Here is a 15,656-nt window from a genome sequence, read left to right on the forward strand (position 1 = left end):
GGTTCCCGATCACCCGTACGGGGCGGGACCGCCCGGGTCAGCCGCCGTAGACGTGGGGGGCGAGCGTACCGACGAACGGCAGGTTGCGGTACTTCTCGGCGTAGTCCAGGCCATAGCCGACGACGAACTCGTTGGGGATGTCGAAGCCGACCCACTCCACGTCGATGGCGACCTTCGCGGCGTCCGGCTTGCGCAGCAGCGTGCACACCTTGAGGGAGGCGGGCTCGCGCGAGCCGAGGTTGGACAGCAGCCAGGACAGGGTCAGCCCGGAGTCGATGATGTCCTCGACGATCAGGACGTGCCGGCCCTTGATGTCGGTGTCGAGGTCCTTGAGGATCCGCACCACGCCGGAGGACTGGGTGCCCGCGCCGTAGGAGGACACGGCCATCCAGTCCATGGTGACGGGGGTGGACAGGGCCCGGGCCAGGTCGGCCATGACCATGACCGCGCCCTTGAGCACGCCGACGATCAGCAGGTCCTTGCCCGCGTACTCCGCGTCGACCTTCGCGGCCAGCTCCACCAGCTTCGCGTCGATCTCTTCCTTGGTGATGAGCACCTGCTGAAGGTCGGCACCCATGTCTTTCGCGTCCACCCGCATCACTTTCGGTCGGTCGTCCCACCGGCTGTTCCGGCCCTCCCCGCCGGGGAGGCCGGCCGTCCGGTACTCCCCCGAGGGGGTGTGACCGGCGCCTCCCCGGGAGGAAGGATTCAGCCTTGCCGAATCACCAGTCTGCCACCCTGCCGCTGGGCGACGACTTTGCCCGGGAGGTTGATGGCCCCCTGACCGCGCCAGCCGGTGATCAGCCGGTCGACTTCCTCGATGTGCCGGGCGAACAGGGAACCGGCCGGGGCGCCGGCCTCGATGGCCGCCCGGCGCAGGATGCGCCGGCGCACGGCGGGCGGCAGTACGGACAGCTTGGCGCACTCCAGCCGGCCTGCGTCGTCGCGGACTGCGGCGCCGGCCTGACCGGCCCAGGCGTCCAGGGCGTCGGCGTCGTCGCGGGAGAGCTGCGCGGTGCGGGCGAGGGCCTCGACGACGCCCTTGCCGAGAGCCTTCTCCAGCGCGGGCAGGCCCTCGTGGCGCAGCCGGGAACGGGTGTAGGCGGGGTCGGCGTTGTGCGGGTCGTCCCAGACGGGCAGGGACTGGACCAGACAGGCCTTGCGGGCGGTCTGGCGGTCGAGGTGCAGGAAGGGGCGCCGGTAACGGCCGCCGGCCCCCGAGACCGCGGCCATTCCGGACAGGGAGCGGATGCCGGAGCCGCGGGCGAGCCCCAGCAGCACGGTCTCGGCCTGGTCGTCGCGGGTGTGGCCGAGGAGGACAGCGGCGGCGCCGTGGCGTTCGGCGGCGGCGTCGAGAGCGGCGTAGCGGGCGTCGCGGGCGGCGGCTTCGGGGCCGCCCTCGCGGCCCACGGTGACGGCGACGGCGTCCACCGGGTCCAGGCCGAGTTCGCGCAGCCGCTGGGCGACCTCGCCGGCCCTCAGGTCGGAGCCGGCCTGGAGGCCGTGGTCGACGGTGACGCCGCCGGCCCGGATGCCGAGCTTGGGGGCCTCGAAGGCGAGGGCGGAGGCGAGCGCCATGGAGTCGGCGCCGCCGGAACAGGCGACGAGGACGAGCGGGGAGGGCGGCTGCTCGCCGGAGCGCTCGTGGGGGGCGGGCGGGCGCTCGTGGGCGGTCTGCGGGCCGGGGCGTGCGTCGGCGTCCGGGCCGCGGCCGGGGGTCGGCACGCCGGGCGGGCGGCCGGCGGAGCGCGCGGCCCGGGAGGCGGGGGCGGCGTGCCGCGCCTGCGCCCCGTAGGTCTGCCGGGCCGCGTGCGCGGTCTGGAACTCGGGGCGGGGCGGGCTCGCGCCGGGCGCGGTCCGCTCGTCGAGGATGTCGTTCAGGACGCGGCGTACCGCCAGGCGTATCGCCGCGACCGCAGGATGGGGACCCATGTCCGGTTCCCTTCACGGAGTTTTCGGGGGGTGAGCCCGAGATCGGTCACTCAGAGTGTGTCGATGGTGACAGAAACAGGCCGTTCCCCGAGCATCGCACGCCTATCCCTTGCCTACGGTCCCTCGGACGGGTGATTGGAGGGGCGTCCGCCTGCCGTCGGCCGGATTCGGTGCGCCCCGTCCGTACGCGGGTTCCTACTCGCCCTTGCGGTGCACCCGTGTGATCCAGTCCGCCGGTTTGGCGATCTCCGCCTTGGTCGGGAGGGTGTTCGGTGAGGTCCACACGCGGTTGAAGCCGTCCATGCCGACCTGGTCGACGACCGCTCGGACGAACCGCTCGCCGTCGCGGTACTGGCGCAGCTTGGCGTCCAGGCCGAGCAGCTTGCGCAGGGCGCTGTCGAGCCGCGAGGCGCCCTTGGCGCGGCGCTGCTGGAACTTCTCCCGGATCTCCGCCACGGTCGGCACGACCTCGGGGCCGACGCCGTCCATCACGTAGTCGGCGTGTCCCTCCAGCAGGGACATGACGGCGGTGAGGCGTCCGAGGATCTCCCGCTGCGCGGGGGTCTGCACCAGTTCGACCAGGGACCGGCCGCCGTCCTCCTCCTCGCCCTCGGGACGGCCGCCGACCAGGGACTGGGCGGCGTCGCGGATGCGTTCGAGGAAGGCGGTGGGGTCGACGTCGGTCTCCGACAAGAACGACTGGATTTCGCCCTCGAGGTGGTCGCGCAGCCAGGGGACGGAGGTGAACTGCGTCCGGTGCGTCTCCTCGTGCAGGCACACCCACAGCCGGAAGTCGTGCGGCTGCACGTCGAGTTCGCGCTCGACGTGGACGATGTTCGGGGCGACGAGCAGGAGCCGGCCGCCGCCGTTCTCACCGGCGGGCAGTTCGCGGGTGGCCGGGGCGAAGGTCTCGTACTGGCCGAGGACGCGGGAGGCGAGGAACGAGAGCAGCATGCCGAGTTCCACGCCGGTGACCTTGCCGCCGACGGCGCCGAGGACGGCGTTGCCGGGGGTCCGGCCGCGCCGCTGCTCCATCTTGTCCAGCAGGGGCTTGAGCAGTTCCCGGAAGCCGGCGACGTTCGCCCGGACCCAGCCCGGGCGGTCCACCACCAGGACCGGGGTGTCGTGGGACTCCTCGGAGCCCAGGCGGGTGAAGGCGCGGACGTGCTCCTCGGAGACCTTGGCGTGCCGGCGCAGTTCCGCGACGACCGCGCGGGCCTCGTCGCGGCTCACCTCGGGGCCCGGCCTGACCAGCCGGGTCGCGGTCGCCACCGCGAGATTCCAGTCGACCATCCCGGGACTTGCGGCACCACCGATGCTCGTCATGCGTCAACGGTACGTGAGCGCTGCCGCTTGGGGCAGGCTGTGGGACCGGGGCTGCCGCCGGGGGCGCGGACCGCGACGGTGTGCGTCACTCGGCACCGGCGCGCGGACGGGCCCCGGGGTGCGGGTGACCGCGGGGTGCCGGTGGGCCGGGGAAAGGTTTCCGCCGGGTGGGTTACGCGCAGCCGCAGGAGGACAGGGTCGTTGCCGTGGTGTCCAGGGCGGACTGCGCCGCCTGCGGGTCTGTCGTGCCGTCGGTGAGGAAGGCGAAGACCAGGAGGCGGCCGTCGCGGTCCACCGTCGTGCCGGCCAGGGTGTTCACGCCGGTCAGCGTGCCGGTCTTGGCGCGGACGAGGCCGGCCGCGCCGTCCGCCGCGTAGCGGTCGGCCAGGGTGCCGGTGAAGCCGGCCACCGGCAGGCCGGTGAGGACCGGGCGCAGGCCGGGCCGGGCCGGGTCGGCGGCGGTACGCAGCAGGGCCGTGAGCAGGTTCGCGGTGAGCCGGTCGGCGCGGTTCAGCCCGCTGCCGTCGTGGAACTGCGCGCCCGCCAGCGGCAGGCCGAGCTTCTTCAGCTGCCCGGCGATCGCCCGGCCGCCGCCGGCGAAGTCGGCCCGCTGCCCGGTCGCGGCGGCCGTCTGCCGGGACAGCGCCTCGGCGATGTCGTTGTCGCTGTCGGTGAGCATCCGCTCGACCACGTCGGACAGCGGCGGCGAGGACACGCTCGCCAGCGTCCGCGCGCGGCCGGTGGCCTTGGACGGACCGGGGTCGGTGACCTTGACGCCGTGGCCGGCCAGGAAGCGGCCGAAGGCGCGGGCGGCGTCCGCGGCCGGGTCGGCCGCGCGGGGCGCCGGACCGCTGGTCGACGCGTCGGTGCGGCCCTCGTCGGCGGTCAGGGCCGTCACCCTGGCCACGTTGTCGTTGACGCCGATGGGGTGCAGGTCGGACCCGGCGTACAGGGTGGTGTCGTACGACAGCGTCACCTCGCGCAGCCCGCGCTGGGCGAGCGCCGCCGCCGTGGCGTCGGCGAGGTCGCGCAGCGAGGCCCACCCGTGGGCGTCCGCGCGGGCGGTGAGCGTGGGGTCGCCGCCGCCGACCAGGACGACCTCGCGGGTGTCGGGCTCCAGCGCGGCACGGGTGGTGAAGCGGTGGTCGGGGCCGAGGGCGGAGAGCGCGGCGACCGCGGTGGCGATCTTGGTGACGGAGGCCGGCGTGAACGCCTGGCCGCCGTCCTGCTCGTACAGCGTCCGGCCGGTGGCCGCGTCGACGACCACGGCGGAGTGGCGGGCGCCGAGGGCGGCGTCGCCCAGCAGCGGGTCCAGGACGTCGCGCAGCGGCTTGGCGCCGGAGGCCGACTTCACGGTGGCGCCGGCGGCGTCGAGCCCCACCAGCACCGCCCCGGCGCTGGGCGCGGGCTCCGGTTCGCCGGCCGGGGCGTGGGACGTAGCGGACGTATCGGAACCGCGGCCGTGATCTGTGCCACCCGTCCGCTCCAGGGCGACTGCCCGGTCCCGCTCGGCCGTACGCTGACCGGTGGAGTCCCAGGGACCGGCGGCGGTCACCGCACCGGCGGCCAGCGCCAGTCCGGCGGTGGCGGCACCGGCGGTGTACTGCCAGGTTCTGGTCCGGGCCGACCGCGACCCGGTGGGCCCGGCGAGCCGTGCGATCCGCGGCCCGGCGGTCCGCGCCAGGCGCGCGAGCCCCGGCCGCACCGAGCGCGCGGCCCGCGTCAGACGCGGCCGTGCGGCCCGTGCCAGGCGTTCCAGACGCGGTCGCGCCGCCCGCCAGCCCCTCAGCTCCGGCACGACCACCAGCCCCTTTCGCGATCACACACCTGCGTGAGGGACACTTAATCACCAGAACTATGTGCTGATCATGGAGGAGCCACCGGTGGAGTTCGACGTCACGATCGAGATTCCGAAGGGTTCGCGGAACAAGTACGAGGTGGACCACGAGACCGGTCGTATCCGCCTTGACCGTCGACTCTTCACTTCGACCAGCTACCCGGCCGACTACGGCTTCGTCGAGGACACCCTCGGCGAGGACGGCGATCCGCTGGACGCGCTGGTCATCCTGGATGAGCCGACCTTCCCCGGCTGCCTCATCAAGTGCCGTGCGATCGGCATGTTCCGGATGACGGACGAGGCCGGCGGCGACGACAAGCTGCTGTGCGTGCCGGCGTCGGACCCGCGCGTGGAGCACCTGCGCGACATCCACCACGTGTCGGAGTTCGACCGCCTGGAGATCCAGCACTTCTTCGAGGTCTACAAGGACCTGGAGCCCGGCAAGTCCGTCGAGGGCGCCAACTGGGTCGGCCGGACCGACGCCGAGGCGGAGATCGAGCGGTCCCGCAAGCGTTTCCAGGAGCAGGGCGGTCACTGACCGTACGATGCCCGCGGGCCGCGTGCACCCCACCCGGGTGACGCGGCCCTTTGGCGTGCCGGTGCGTGTTCCCGCGCATACTGAGGCATACGGAAGGTGTCGTTCAGGGAGCGTTGCCCAGTGACGGATGCGGAGGACCGCAAGCCGCAGTCGGACGAGGCGAGGAGCGCCTTCAGGCCACCCTCGGGCCCGTCCGCGACCGGGCCTTCCCCGGGCTCGTCGACGACGCAGACGACCCAGGCGATCCCGGTGCCGAAGACGGCCCCGGCGCCCGCCCCGGTGGACAACGAGTCGTCCACGACCTCGGAGTTCGCGCTGCCCGAGGGGCTGGCCGCGCCCAGGGCGGGCGGCGGCGAGTCCGAGACCACCTCGGAGTTCGCCCTGCCCACCGGCCTGGAGGTCCCCGAGCCGCCGGGCGCCGAGACCGAGGGCTCGGCGTTCAGCCCGCCGAGCACCTACACCGCGCGGCAGGCCCCGGCCGCCTTCACCCCGCCCGGCGGTGTCCCGGCGGTCAGCCTGACCAAGGACGTCCCCTGGCAGGACCGGATGCGCACCATGCTGCGCATGCCGGTCACCGAGCGGCCCGCGCTCGAACACGTGCAGAAGACGGAGGAGGGCGGCCCGGCCGTCCCGCGCGTCCTCGACCTGACCCTGCGCATCGGCGAGCTGCTGCTGGCCGGCGGCGAGGGCGCCGAGGACGTGGAGACCGCGATGTTCGCGGTGTGCCGCTCCTACGGCCTGGACCGCTGCGAGCCGAACGTCACCTTCACCCTGCTGTCGATCTCCTACCAGCCGTCCCTGGTGGACGACCCGGTCTCGGCCACCCGGGTGGTGCGCCGCCGCGGCACCGACTACACGCGTCTGGCGGCCGTCTACCGGCTCGTCGACGACCTGAGCGACCCCGAGACCCATGTCTCCCTGGAGGAGGCCTACCGGCGCCTCGCGGAGATCCGCCGCAACCGCCACCCCTACCCCGGCTGGGCGCTGACCTGCGCGGCCGGGCTGCTGGCGGGCGCGGCCTCCATGCTGGTCGGCGGCGGTTTGTTGGTGTTCGCCGCGGCGGCGGTCGGCGCGATGCTCGGCGACCGGCTGGCCTGGCTGTGCGCGGGCCGCGGGCTGCCGGAGTTCTACCAGTTCACGGTGGCCGCGATGCCCCCGGCCGCGATCGGCGTGGCGCTGACCGTGGCCGACGTCGACGTGAAGGCGTCCGCGGTCATCACCGGTGGCCTGTTCGCGCTGCTGCCCGGGCGGGCGCTGGTGGCGGGCGTGCAGGACGGGCTGACCGGCTTCTACATCACCGCCTCCGCGCGTCTGCTGGAGGTCATGTACTTCTTCGTCGGCATCGTCACGGGCGTGCTGCTGGTCCTGTACTTCGGCGTGAAGCTCGGCGCGCAGCTCAACCCCGACGCGGCACTGGTCGGCAGCGAGCGGCCGGTGCTCCAGATCGTGTCCTCGATGCTGCTGTCGCTGACCTTCGCCGTGCTGCTCCAGCAGGAGCGGTCCAGCGTGCTGTGGGTGACGCTCAACGGCGGCGTGGCCTGGGTGGTGTACGGCGCGATGCACGACGTGGGCCGGATCTCGCCGGTGGCGTCCACGGCGGTCGCGGCGGGCCTGGTGGGCCTGTTCGGGCAGCTGATGTCCCGCTACCGGTTCGTCTCCGCGCTGCCCTACACCACCGCCGCGATCGGGCCGCTGCTGCCGGGTTCGGCGACGTACTTCGGCCTGCTGGGGATCGCGCAGAACCACATCGACAAGGGGCTGGTGTCGCTGGCCAAGGCGGTGTCGCTCGCCATGGCCATCGCGATCGGCGTGAACCTCGGGTCGGAGATCTCGCGGATGTTCCTGCGGCTCGGCTCCGCCGGGAAGCGGCGGGCGGCGAAGCGGACCAGGGGCTTCTGACCCCGGCCCGCTACACCGGGGACACAGGGGCTGTCAGGGGGCGCGGTAGTAGCCCTGGTCCCGCGGGTCCTGCTGGTTCCGGTCCGGGTTCGGGTCGTACTCGCCCTGACGGTCGCCGTAGGACTGCTGACCGGCGTAGGGCTGGTTCGCGTAGGGCTGCTGCTGGTGCCGCGGCGGGTAGGGCTGCTGCTGGGGCTGGTGCCCGTACGGCTGCTGGTGAGGCTGGTGCTGCTGCTGTCCGTACTGCTCGCCGTGGTGCTGGTTCTGCTGCTGGGGGTACTGCTCGCCGTGGTGCTGGTTCTGCTGCTGGGGGTACTGCTCGCCGTACTGCTGCTGCCCCTGCGGGGCGTTCCGGTCACCGTACTGCTGCTGCCCCTGCGGGGGGTTCCCGTCGCCGTACGGGCGGGGCCGGGGCTGCTGCCGGGGAGCGGACTGGGGGCCCGGGTCGATGCGGCGCAGCTGGGTCGTCGCGTCGTCCGCGACCGGCTGCCCGTACGCCTGCTGCCCGTCCGCCTGTCCGGCGTACGGCGCCCGCGGGTACGGCGACTGCTGGGCGAAGGCCGGCTCCTCGTCCCGGACGGCGGGCTGCGGGTTCTTCTTCGCCTTGGAGCGGGCCCGCAGGAACTCGATGCCGATCGGCACCACCGAGACCAGGACGACCAGGATCAGGATCGCCTCGATGTTCTCCTTGACGAAGGCGATGTTGCCCAGCCAGGAGCCGAGCAGCGTCACGCCCGCGCCCCACAGGATGCCGCCGATGAGGTTGAAGACCAGGAACGAGCGGTACTTCATGCCGCTGACGCCCGCGATGATCGGCGTGAACGTGCGCACGATCGGCACGAAGCGGGCCAGCACCAGGGACTTCGGGCCGTACTGCTCGAAGAACTCGTGCGCCTTGGTGACGTTCTCCTGCTTGAACAGGCGCGAGTCCGGGCGGCTGAAGAGGGACGGGCCGACCTTCTTGCCGAACATGTAACCGGCCTGGTCGCCGAGGACGGCGGCGAGGCAGATCAGTGCGATCGCGGCCCACAGCGGGAAGTCCAGCTGGTTCGACGTGATCAGCAGCCCGCAGGTGAACAGCAGGGAGTCGCCGGGCAGGAAGAAGCCGATCAGCAGGCCCGACTCGGCGAAGACGACGAGAAGCAGGCCCCAGATGCCGAAGGTGTCTAGGAGGTAGTTCGGATCAAGCCAGCTCGGGCCGAGGGCGAGCGTCGTCACGGTACCGGGCTCCTGAGGGGGTGAGGAAGGACGGCGGCGCTGCGGCCCCCGTGGTACTGCCGCACAACGTATCAACGGATGGTGTACGGCCCAGGTTCCACCGCCTTCGCGGGGCCCGCTGTGCGCGGGCCGGGTCCCCGCTGTGCGCCGCCGTCCCGCCCCGCCGTCAGCCCCCGTGGCGGGCGGCGTTGGCGAGGACGGCGTCCTTCAGGTGCTCGGCGAGACCGGGTCGCAGGCAGTCGTAGAACGCCTTGAACCGCTCGTCGGCGACGTACATCTCGCCCAGGCACCGATGCATCTCGTACGTGCATTCGAAGTGATACGTGCCGATGTGCCGGCGGTGCTCCTCGGCCAGGTCCATGGCCGCCTCCCCGGTCGGCGGCTCACCGGCGGCCACCACGGCGGCGTACCGCTCCCCCCACTCGTCCGCCTCGGCCTTGACGCGCTTCCAGTCCTCCTTGGTGTAGCGGGCGGCGCGGCGCTGCGACTCCGCATACGCCTCGGTGCCGCCCCAGCGCTGCTCGGCCTCCTGCGCGTACTGCTCGGGGTCCTTGTCCCCGAAGACCTCGAACCGCTCCTCGGGGGTGAGATCGGTGCCCATCCTGCGTGCCTCCATGGCCTGCTCCACGGCCGCGGCCATCTTCCGAAGCCGGTCGATCCGGGCGGTCAGCAGTTCGTGCTGTCGGCGCAGATGCGCGCGCGGGTCCGCGTCCGGGTCGTCCAGCAGCGCCGCGACCTCGTCGAGCGGGAAGCCCAGCTCCCGGTAGAACAGGATCCGCTGCAGCCGTTCGAGGTCGGCGTCGTCGTAACGACGGTGCCCCGCGTGGCTGCGCCCGCCCGGTACGAGCAGGCCGATCTCGTCGTAGTGGTGCAGGGTGCGCACCGTCACCCCGGCGAAACCGGCGACCTGTCCGACGGAGTAGCTCACTTCCGCTCCCTTCTCGGTACGCCGTCCACGGTCGGCCCTCACGCCGCGTGAGGTGCAAGCGGGAACGGCCGGCCGTCGCCGCCGTCAGCGGTCGCCGTCGGTGGTCGTCGCCGGCCGTCGTCGTCAGCGGTCGTCGCCGGGGTGCCGCTCGCCCGTCGCGTACGGGTTCTCCTGACCGTCCGCGAGGACGCCGACGAACGGCTCGCCCTCGCCGGCGAAGGTGTAGGCGCCGCGCTCCAGACGGTCCACCAGGCCCTGGGTCCAGGCGGCCTCGGAGTCCGCCGTGTGCACCCACAGGTTCATGATCTCGCCGATGTGGCCGAGCTGTTCGGGCCCGCCCTCGGGGACGTAGTGCTCGGTGACCTCCGACCGCCACCGCCCGATGCGCCGGACGCGCTCCTTGAGCAGGGCGATCGCCTCGGCCCGGGGCAGGTCGACCAGGAAGCCGATGGCGGCGGAGCGGACGTCCGTGCGCTGGTCGTAGGCGACGAGGGCCTCACGCAGCAGCCGGAAGTACTCCTCGGTGCCCGCGCCGGTGATCTCGTACTCGGTGCGGGGCGGGCCGCCGGCCGGGGAGGGGGCGGTCTCGTGGGCCCGCAGCAGTCCCTGCCTCGCCAGCTGCTTCAGCGCGTGGTACACCGAGCCGGGCTTGGCGTTGGACCACTCGTGGGCGCCCCAGTACTCCAGGTCGGCGCGCACCTGGTAGCCGTGGGCGCGCCCGTGCTGGCGGACGGCGCCCAGGACCAGGAGGCGGATCGCTGACATGCGGTCCAGATTATGGCCGGGACCCGGCCCCGTTCACCGCCGGGGCCGGGTCGGGCTGGACGACCGGGCGGGACCGTGCCCTCGCGCCGACGGCGGCGGGGCCGGATCGCGCCCTCGGCCGCGGACGGCGGGGCCGGATCGTGCCCTCGTGCCGGTGGTTCAGTCCTGCTCCGCCAGGGCCACCAGCTCGTACGCCGTCTTCCCGTCCAGCGACTCGCGGATGATGTCGGCGTGGCCCGCGTGCCGGGCCGTCTCCCGGATCAGGTGCAGACACAGCCAGCGCACCGAGACCGCCTCGTCCGGCGGGAACCAGGGGTCGTTCGGCAGCGGGAAGGTGTCGTCCAGGCTGGGGACCGAACGGACGTACGCCTCCGTCTCGGCGGTCACCTTCTCCCAGTACGCGAGCTGCCCGGCGACCGTCTCGTCCGCGCCGAGCACGAAGCACTCGTGCCAGTTCGAGGCGTCGCGCTTCACCTCCGGCGGCTCCTGCTTCGCCCGCGCGATCCAGCCCTGCTCGACCTCCGCGACATGCTTGAGCAGTCCGCCGAGGGACAGCTCGCTCGCGCTCGGCCGCTGCCGCGCCTGCTCCTCGGTCAGCCCGAGCAGCGTCCGCCGGATGCCGCCGCGCTGCTCCTCCAGGAACGCCAGCAGCGCCCCGCGCTCGTCGCCCCGCTCCTCGGCACGCACATGAGTGACCATGACGGCCCGCCCTTCTTCCCTGTCGCGTATCGCTCGGATCGCGTATCGCCCGTATCGGCGTCGCCGGGCGCCCTCTCGCCCCGGCACAGATCACGCTACGGACCCTCGCGGTCAGGTTCTGTCCGCAAGGGTCCGGGGCGCGACGGGTCGGACGGGGAAGGGCCGGACGGGGCATGCGGGTGGGGCGAGGCGGGGGGACGGGTCAGAACGGGAAGCCGCTGCGGCCGTGCTGCACCGAGATCCACTTGATCGTGGTGAAGGCGTCCACGGTCGTCTCGCCGTTCAGCCGGCCGATGCCGGAGTGCTTCTCACCGCCGAACGGGACCAGCGGCTCGTCGTGGACCGTGCCGTCGTTCACGTGGAACATGCCGGTGTCGATCCGCTTGGCGAAGGCGACACCGCGCTCGATGTCCGCCGTGTGCACGGCCCCGCTGAGGCCGTACGGCGTGTCGTTGACGATGCGGACCGCCTCCTCCTCGCCGTCGAACGGCACGAGGAAGGCGACCGGGCCGAAGATCTCCTGCTGGAGCAGCGCGGAGCCGGCGGGCACGTCCGTCAGCACGGACGGCTCGACCAGGTTGTCGGTGACGGCGCCGCGCAGCAGGGCGGTCGCGCCCTCGCTGATCGCCTGCTCCACCGCGCCCGAGATCGCGTTCGCCTGAGCGGAGTTGATCACCGGGCCGATGACCGTCTGCGGGTCGCGCGGGTCGCCGGTCTTCAGCGAGGCGACCTTGGCGACGAACTTCTCGGTGAACTCCGCCGCGATCGACCGGTCGACCAGGACCCGGTTCGCGGCCATGCAGACCTGGCCCTGGTGGACGTAGCGGCTGAAGACGGCCGCGTCGACCGCGTAGTCGAGGTCCGCGTCGTCCAGGACCACGATCGCGCTGTTACCGCCCAGCTCCAGCACCGAGCGCTTGAACCGGGACGCGCAGACGGTGGCCACATGCCGGCCGACCGTGTCGGAGCCGGTGAAGGAGATGACCTTGGGCACGGGGTGCTCGATGAACGCGTCGCCGATCTCGGCGATGTCCGTGATGACGACGTTGAGCAGACCGCCCGGCAGCCCCGCGTCCTCGAAGATCTTCGCCACCAGGGAACCGCCCGCGACCGGCGTGTTCTGGTGCGGCTTGAGCACCACGCCGTTGCCTAGCGCGAGCGCCGGCGCGACCGACTTGACGGACAGCAGGAAGGGGAAGTTGAAGGGGCTGATCACACCCACGACGCCGACCGGCACGCGGTAGACGCGGTTCTCCTTGCCGTCGGTCGGGGAGGGCAGGATCTTCCCCTCGGGCGCCAGCGCCAGATGGACCGACTCGCGCAGGAACTCCTTGACCAGGTGCAGTTCGAAGGCCGCCTTGAGGTGGGTGCCGCCCAGCTCGGCGATGATCACCTCGGTGATCTCCTGCTCGCGCTCCTCGACCAGCCGCAGCGCCTTCTCGAACACCGCGCGGCGGGTGTAGGGGTTGGTGGCGGCCCACTGCTTCTGGGCGCGCTCGGCGCTCCGGTAGGCCTGATCGACCTCGTCGACCGTGGCTATGGTGATCGAGGCCAGCTTCTCGCCGTCGTACGGGTTGAAGTCGATGATGTCCCAGGACCCGCTGCCGGGACGCCACTCGCCGTCGATGTACTGCTGGGCCAGGTCGGTGAAGTAGGACGACATGGTGATCCCTCGTATCCCAGGCTCGCACTGTCTGATGGGACGTCATCGTACGCACGTGGCAGGGCAGTTGAAGCGCATATGCCGCTGGCAGCCGGGCCACCGGAGCGCGGTCGGAACCGGGCGCCCGGGGGGCCGTCACGAGAGCTGGAGGAGCCCGCGCAGCAGGTCGCGGCTCTCGTCGGGGCCGGGGCTGTCGCTCTGGAGCTCCTTGAGCGCCTTCTCGTACTGGGCGACGTCCTCGGCCTTGTCCAGGTAGAGCGCGCTGGTCAGCTGCTCCAGGTAGACCACGTCCGACAGATCGGACTCGGGGAAGCTGAGTATCGTGAAGGCGCCGGACTCGCCCGCGTGTCCGCCGAAGCTGAACGGCATGACCTGCAGCCGTACGTTGGGCCGCTCGGAGACCTCGATCAGGTGCTGGAGCTGGCCGCGCATCACGTGGCGGTCGCCGTAGGGGCGTCGCAGGGCCGCCTCGTCCAGGACGATGTGCAGCTCCGGGGCGTTCTCGGCGACGAGGTACTTCTGCCGCTCCAGGCGCAGCGCCACCCGCCGCTCCACGTCGGCCTCGCTCGCGCCGCGCATGCCCCGCCGGACCACCGCGCGGGCGTACTCCTCGGTCTGCAACAGACCGTGCACGAACTGGACTTCGTAGACACGGATCAGCGACGCCGCGCCTTCCAGGCCCACATAGGTGGGGAACCAGCTCGGCAGGACGTCGGAGTAGCTGTGCCACCAGCCCGCGACGTTGGCCTCCTTGGCGAGCGAGAGGAGCGAGGTGCGCTCCGCCTCGTCCGTGATGCCGTACAGGGTCAACAGGTCTTCCACGTCCCGGGTCTTGAAGCTCACCCGGCCCAGTTCCATCCGGCTGATCTTCGACTCCGAGGCGCGGATCGAGTACCCCGCCGCCTCCCGCGTGATCCCCCGCGACTCCCGCAGTCTCCTGAGTTGCGAGCCGAGCAGCATCCGCCGCACCACCGATCCGGGCTCTCCCGCGCTCACGTTCGCCAGCCTCCCCAACCGTCCTAGGCGCCGCAGTCTGCCACTAAATCACTTCGAGCTGTACTCGCCCGATTACGGAAACGGAAAGAGATCGCAGAAATCGTGCAGCCTACGGCAAGAAGGAGGCATGAGACGGACGCGGGGATGGCGGAAAAAATGGCCACCAAGCGGTACGGGACGGCTCAATTCGGTCGCGTGCACGTGCATCTGCCCTTGCATCTGCTGTGCGCATCCGAAACCATGGTCCCGCACCACCGCTGCATCGCAACGACCGCGGATTATCGGGAGTGCCTCGCATGGCAACGAATGGATCGACCATGCTCCAGCCGTTACGGCAGGGACTTCCCCCGCTGGACCCCGCAGCCGTGTCGGACGCCGCCTCCTGCGCCCTGCCGGCCCGGTACGAAGCCGTGCGCGAGGCCCGGCGGTTCACCCGCGGGACGCTGGACCGGTGGGAGCTGGGCGAGCGCTTCGACGACGTCTGCCTCGTGGTCTCCGAACTCGTCACCAACGCCCTACGGCACGCGCTGCCGGCCGCACCGGCGGTACGGTCGGGCGAGCAGGGCCCGGCGGTGCGGCTGCACCTGATGCACTGGAGCGAACGGCTCGTGTGCGCGGTGCGCGACCCCAGCCAGGACAGCCCGGTGGCCCGCGAGGACACCGGTGACTGCTCCGCCGAGTCGGGCCGGGGCCTGTTCCTCGTCGACTCCTTCAGCGACAGCTGGGGCTGGCACCCGATGGCCGGCGGGCTCGGCGGCAAGGTCGTCTGGGCCCTGTTCCGCCTCCACACCGCCGGCTGATGCGCACACCCGCGCGTCCAGGGTCTACGCGCGTCACTGTGTGCGGCGGGTTCCTCACCGTGTGTACGAGTGCTTCACTGATGCACGAGTGCTTCGCCGTGTGCACGTGAGCGGATCGGCGGGGCGGCGGCGGTTCGGTGCCGCTGCCCGGGGCCGGGGCACGGACGGCTGCCTCCCGGCGGGCCGATCGCTCGCGCACCGGGACGGAAGGGATCCTCTCGGGCCCCAAAGCGGCGAACCGATTCTGCTCAGCCCGCGACGAGGTGGTCGAACTCCCCGTCCTTGACGCCCAGCAGCATCGCCTCGATCTCGGCGCGCGTGTAGACCAGCGCGGGCCCGTCGGGGAAACGCGAGTTCCGCACCGCCACGTCACCGCCCGGCAGCCGCGCGAACTCCACGCAGGAACCCTGCGAGTTGCTGTGCCTGCTCTTCTGCCAGGCCACTCCGCGCAACTGCGTGGCGGCCATGCCGTTGTGCACGTCGCACTCCCCGTACACGCCCTCGACGTCGTGGTTCACAGGTCGCTCCCCGGTGGTGCACTGGCTGATGTGGTCACTGATGCATCGGTCAACTGATCCGGATCATAACCTTGTTCATGTGCAGCTGCATGCGCAGATGCACGTGCACGCGGAGTGTCCCGGCGGTTACAGCTTTGACGAGCGCTTTACCGAAGCCGTTTCCAGCGCCCGCCTCGAACGCGTCGGCCATGCCTCCGTGAGTGAGCGCCCGGCGTACGCACACCGCGTGCAATAGAGAGAGACGCAAGCAGCCCCTCACCTGTTCCGGCCTCGGCCGGGCAGTTGCGGGACGGGGCGTCCGGGGCCGGGGTGGAAACCGGCGGCGGGCGGCGGGAAGCGGTTGCGGCGGCCGGATCCTGGGGCCGGCCGAGGGGGGTGCGAAGTGCGCGGGCAGGGGCGCGAGTTCGGCGTGGCGTGGTTGCGGGGATGCATCTGCAACGGTCGGGGCGACGGGTCGGCGGACGCCTGGAAGCCTCCCACAGGGGGTGCGGACGGCTTGCGGCGGGTGGTCCGCGGGTCTCCGGGGGCCGGCCGGCC

The 15,656-nt window shown here is 72.2% G+C and carries 15 protein-coding genes; 3 read left to right on the forward strand and 12 right to left on the reverse strand.

All coding sequences use genetic code 11. The features are described 5' to 3' along the window. Nucleotides 1-37 precede the first annotated feature (37 nt). The 4 genes from hpt to dacB form a co-directional block, all read right to left on the reverse strand. On the reverse strand, nucleotides 38-577 hold the full coding sequence (gene hpt, locus AB0N63_RS02430; protein WP_365523007.1) for a hypoxanthine phosphoribosyltransferase: 540 nt from the start codon (nucleotides 575-577) through the stop codon (nucleotides 38-40). Nucleotides 578-708: 131 nt separating this feature from the next. After that, on the reverse strand, nucleotides 709-1,932 hold the full coding sequence (gene tilS, locus AB0N63_RS02435) for a tRNA lysidine(34) synthetase TilS (RefSeq protein WP_365523010.1): 1,224 nt from the start codon (nucleotides 1,930-1,932) through the stop codon (nucleotides 709-711). A gap of 195 nt (nucleotides 1,933-2,127) precedes the next feature. After that, on the reverse strand, nucleotides 2,128-3,258 hold the full coding sequence (locus tag AB0N63_RS02440; RefSeq protein WP_365523012.1) for a zinc-dependent metalloprotease: 1,131 nt from the start codon (nucleotides 3,256-3,258) through the stop codon (nucleotides 2,128-2,130). 172 nt (nucleotides 3,259-3,430) lie between these two features. Beyond that, nucleotides 3,431-5,062 (reverse strand): D-alanyl-D-alanine carboxypeptidase/D-alanyl-D-alanine-endopeptidase, encoded by a 1,632-nt coding sequence (gene dacB, locus AB0N63_RS02445; RefSeq protein WP_365523015.1) that lies wholly within the window; start codon nucleotides 5,060-5,062, stop codon nucleotides 3,431-3,433. 79 nt (nucleotides 5,063-5,141) lie between these two features. On the opposite strand from dacB, the gene AB0N63_RS02450 reads away from it, so the two are divergent. Then, nucleotides 5,142-5,633 carry an inorganic diphosphatase gene (locus AB0N63_RS02450; RefSeq protein WP_176152061.1) on the forward strand — a complete coding sequence of 164 codons (492 nt, stop codon included), beginning with the start codon at nucleotides 5,142-5,144 and terminating at the stop codon, nucleotides 5,631-5,633. Between the two features lie 120 nt (nucleotides 5,634-5,753). Beyond that, complete coding sequence (locus AB0N63_RS02455) at nucleotides 5,754-7,532, forward strand: threonine/serine exporter family protein (RefSeq protein WP_365523019.1); 1,779 nt, start codon at nucleotides 5,754-5,756, stop codon at nucleotides 7,530-7,532. A gap of 33 nt (nucleotides 7,533-7,565) precedes the next feature. Here the strand turns inward: AB0N63_RS02455 and AB0N63_RS02460 are convergent, their stop codons facing one another. The 6 genes from AB0N63_RS02460 to AB0N63_RS02485 all read right to left on the reverse strand — a co-directional run bounded on the left by AB0N63_RS02460 (nucleotide 7,566) and on the right by AB0N63_RS02485 (nucleotide 13,765). Beyond that, nucleotides 7,566-8,750 carry a VTT domain-containing protein gene (locus tag AB0N63_RS02460; RefSeq protein ID WP_365523022.1) on the reverse strand — a complete coding sequence of 395 codons (1,185 nt, stop codon included), beginning with the start codon at nucleotides 8,748-8,750 and terminating at the stop codon, nucleotides 7,566-7,568. A gap of 166 nt (nucleotides 8,751-8,916) precedes the next feature. After that, nucleotides 8,917-9,678, reverse strand: coding sequence for a MerR family transcriptional regulator (locus tag AB0N63_RS02465; protein WP_365523024.1), 762 nt, complete (start codon nucleotides 9,676-9,678; stop codon nucleotides 8,917-8,919). A gap of 123 nt (nucleotides 9,679-9,801) precedes the next feature. Then, complete coding sequence (locus tag AB0N63_RS02470) at nucleotides 9,802-10,443, reverse strand: PadR family transcriptional regulator (protein ID WP_365523026.1); 642 nt, start codon at nucleotides 10,441-10,443, stop codon at nucleotides 9,802-9,804. A gap of 159 nt (nucleotides 10,444-10,602) precedes the next feature. Beyond that, nucleotides 10,603-11,142: a DinB family protein gene (locus AB0N63_RS02475; RefSeq protein ID WP_365523029.1), complete on the reverse strand. Its 540-nt coding sequence runs from the start codon at nucleotides 11,140-11,142 to the stop codon at nucleotides 10,603-10,605. A 202-nt stretch (nucleotides 11,143-11,344) separates the two neighbouring features. Next, a complete protein-coding gene (locus AB0N63_RS02480) occupies nucleotides 11,345-12,805 on the reverse strand; it encodes an aldehyde dehydrogenase family protein (protein WP_365523031.1) in 1,461 nt (486 codons plus the stop codon). Between the two features lie 135 nt (nucleotides 12,806-12,940). Further along, nucleotides 12,941-13,765, reverse strand: a complete 825-nt coding sequence (locus AB0N63_RS02485) for a helix-turn-helix transcriptional regulator (protein ID WP_365523783.1) — start codon at nucleotides 13,763-13,765, stop codon at nucleotides 12,941-12,943. Between the two features lie 332 nt (nucleotides 13,766-14,097). Here AB0N63_RS02485 and AB0N63_RS02490 point away from each other — a divergent pair, with 332 nt between their 5' ends. Continuing rightward, on the forward strand, nucleotides 14,098-14,601 hold the full coding sequence (locus AB0N63_RS02490; protein WP_365523033.1) for an ATP-binding protein: 504 nt from the start codon (nucleotides 14,098-14,100) through the stop codon (nucleotides 14,599-14,601). A 248-nt stretch (nucleotides 14,602-14,849) separates the two neighbouring features. On the opposite strand, the gene AB0N63_RS02495 is transcribed toward AB0N63_RS02490, so the two are convergent. Next, a complete protein-coding gene (locus AB0N63_RS02495; protein ID WP_365523036.1) occupies nucleotides 14,850-15,119 on the reverse strand; it encodes a DUF397 domain-containing protein in 270 nt (89 codons plus the stop codon). A gap of 49 nt (nucleotides 15,120-15,168) precedes the next feature. Beyond that, the gene (locus AB0N63_RS02500; RefSeq protein ID WP_365523038.1) at nucleotides 15,169-15,309 is read right to left on the reverse strand and encodes a hypothetical protein; all 141 of its coding nucleotides are present in this window, start codon (nucleotides 15,307-15,309) and stop codon (nucleotides 15,169-15,171) included. Between the last annotated feature and the right edge of the window lie 347 nt (nucleotides 15,310-15,656).

The sequence above is a fragment of the Streptomyces sp. NPDC093260 genome (assembly GCF_040683715.1).
Taxonomy (GTDB): domain Bacteria; phylum Actinomycetota; class Actinomycetes; order Streptomycetales; family Streptomycetaceae; genus Streptomyces; species Streptomyces sennicomposti.

Coding starts and splice junctions, on each gene's coding strand:
- tilS (WP_365523010.1), bottom strand. CDS start 1,932: ATGGGTCCCCATCCTGCGGTCGCGGCGATACGCCTGGCGGTACGCCGC.
- AB0N63_RS02440 (WP_365523012.1), bottom strand. CDS start 3,258: ATGACGAGCATCGGTGGTGCCGCAAGTCCCGGGATGGTCGACTGGAAT.
- AB0N63_RS02470 (WP_365523026.1), bottom strand. CDS start 10,443: ATGTCAGCGATCCGCCTCCTGGTCCTGGGCGCCGTCCGCCAGCACGGG.
- AB0N63_RS02475 (WP_365523029.1), bottom strand. CDS start 11,142: ATGGTCACTCATGTGCGTGCCGAGGAGCGGGGCGACGAGCGCGGGGCG.
- AB0N63_RS02490 (WP_365523033.1), top strand. CDS start 14,098: ATGGCAACGAATGGATCGACCATGCTCCAGCCGTTACGGCAGGGACTT.
- hpt (WP_365523007.1), bottom strand. CDS start 577: ATGGGTGCCGACCTTCAGCAGGTGCTCATCACCAAGGAAGAGATCGAC.
- AB0N63_RS02485 (WP_365523783.1), bottom strand. CDS start 13,765: ATGCTGCTCGGCTCGCAACTCAGGAGACTGCGGGAGTCGCGGGGGATC.
- AB0N63_RS02500 (WP_365523038.1), bottom strand. CDS start 15,309: ATGGCCGACGCGTTCGAGGCGGGCGCTGGAAACGGCTTCGGTAAAGCG.
- AB0N63_RS02480 (WP_365523031.1), bottom strand. CDS start 12,805: ATGTCGTCCTACTTCACCGACCTGGCCCAGCAGTACATCGACGGCGAG.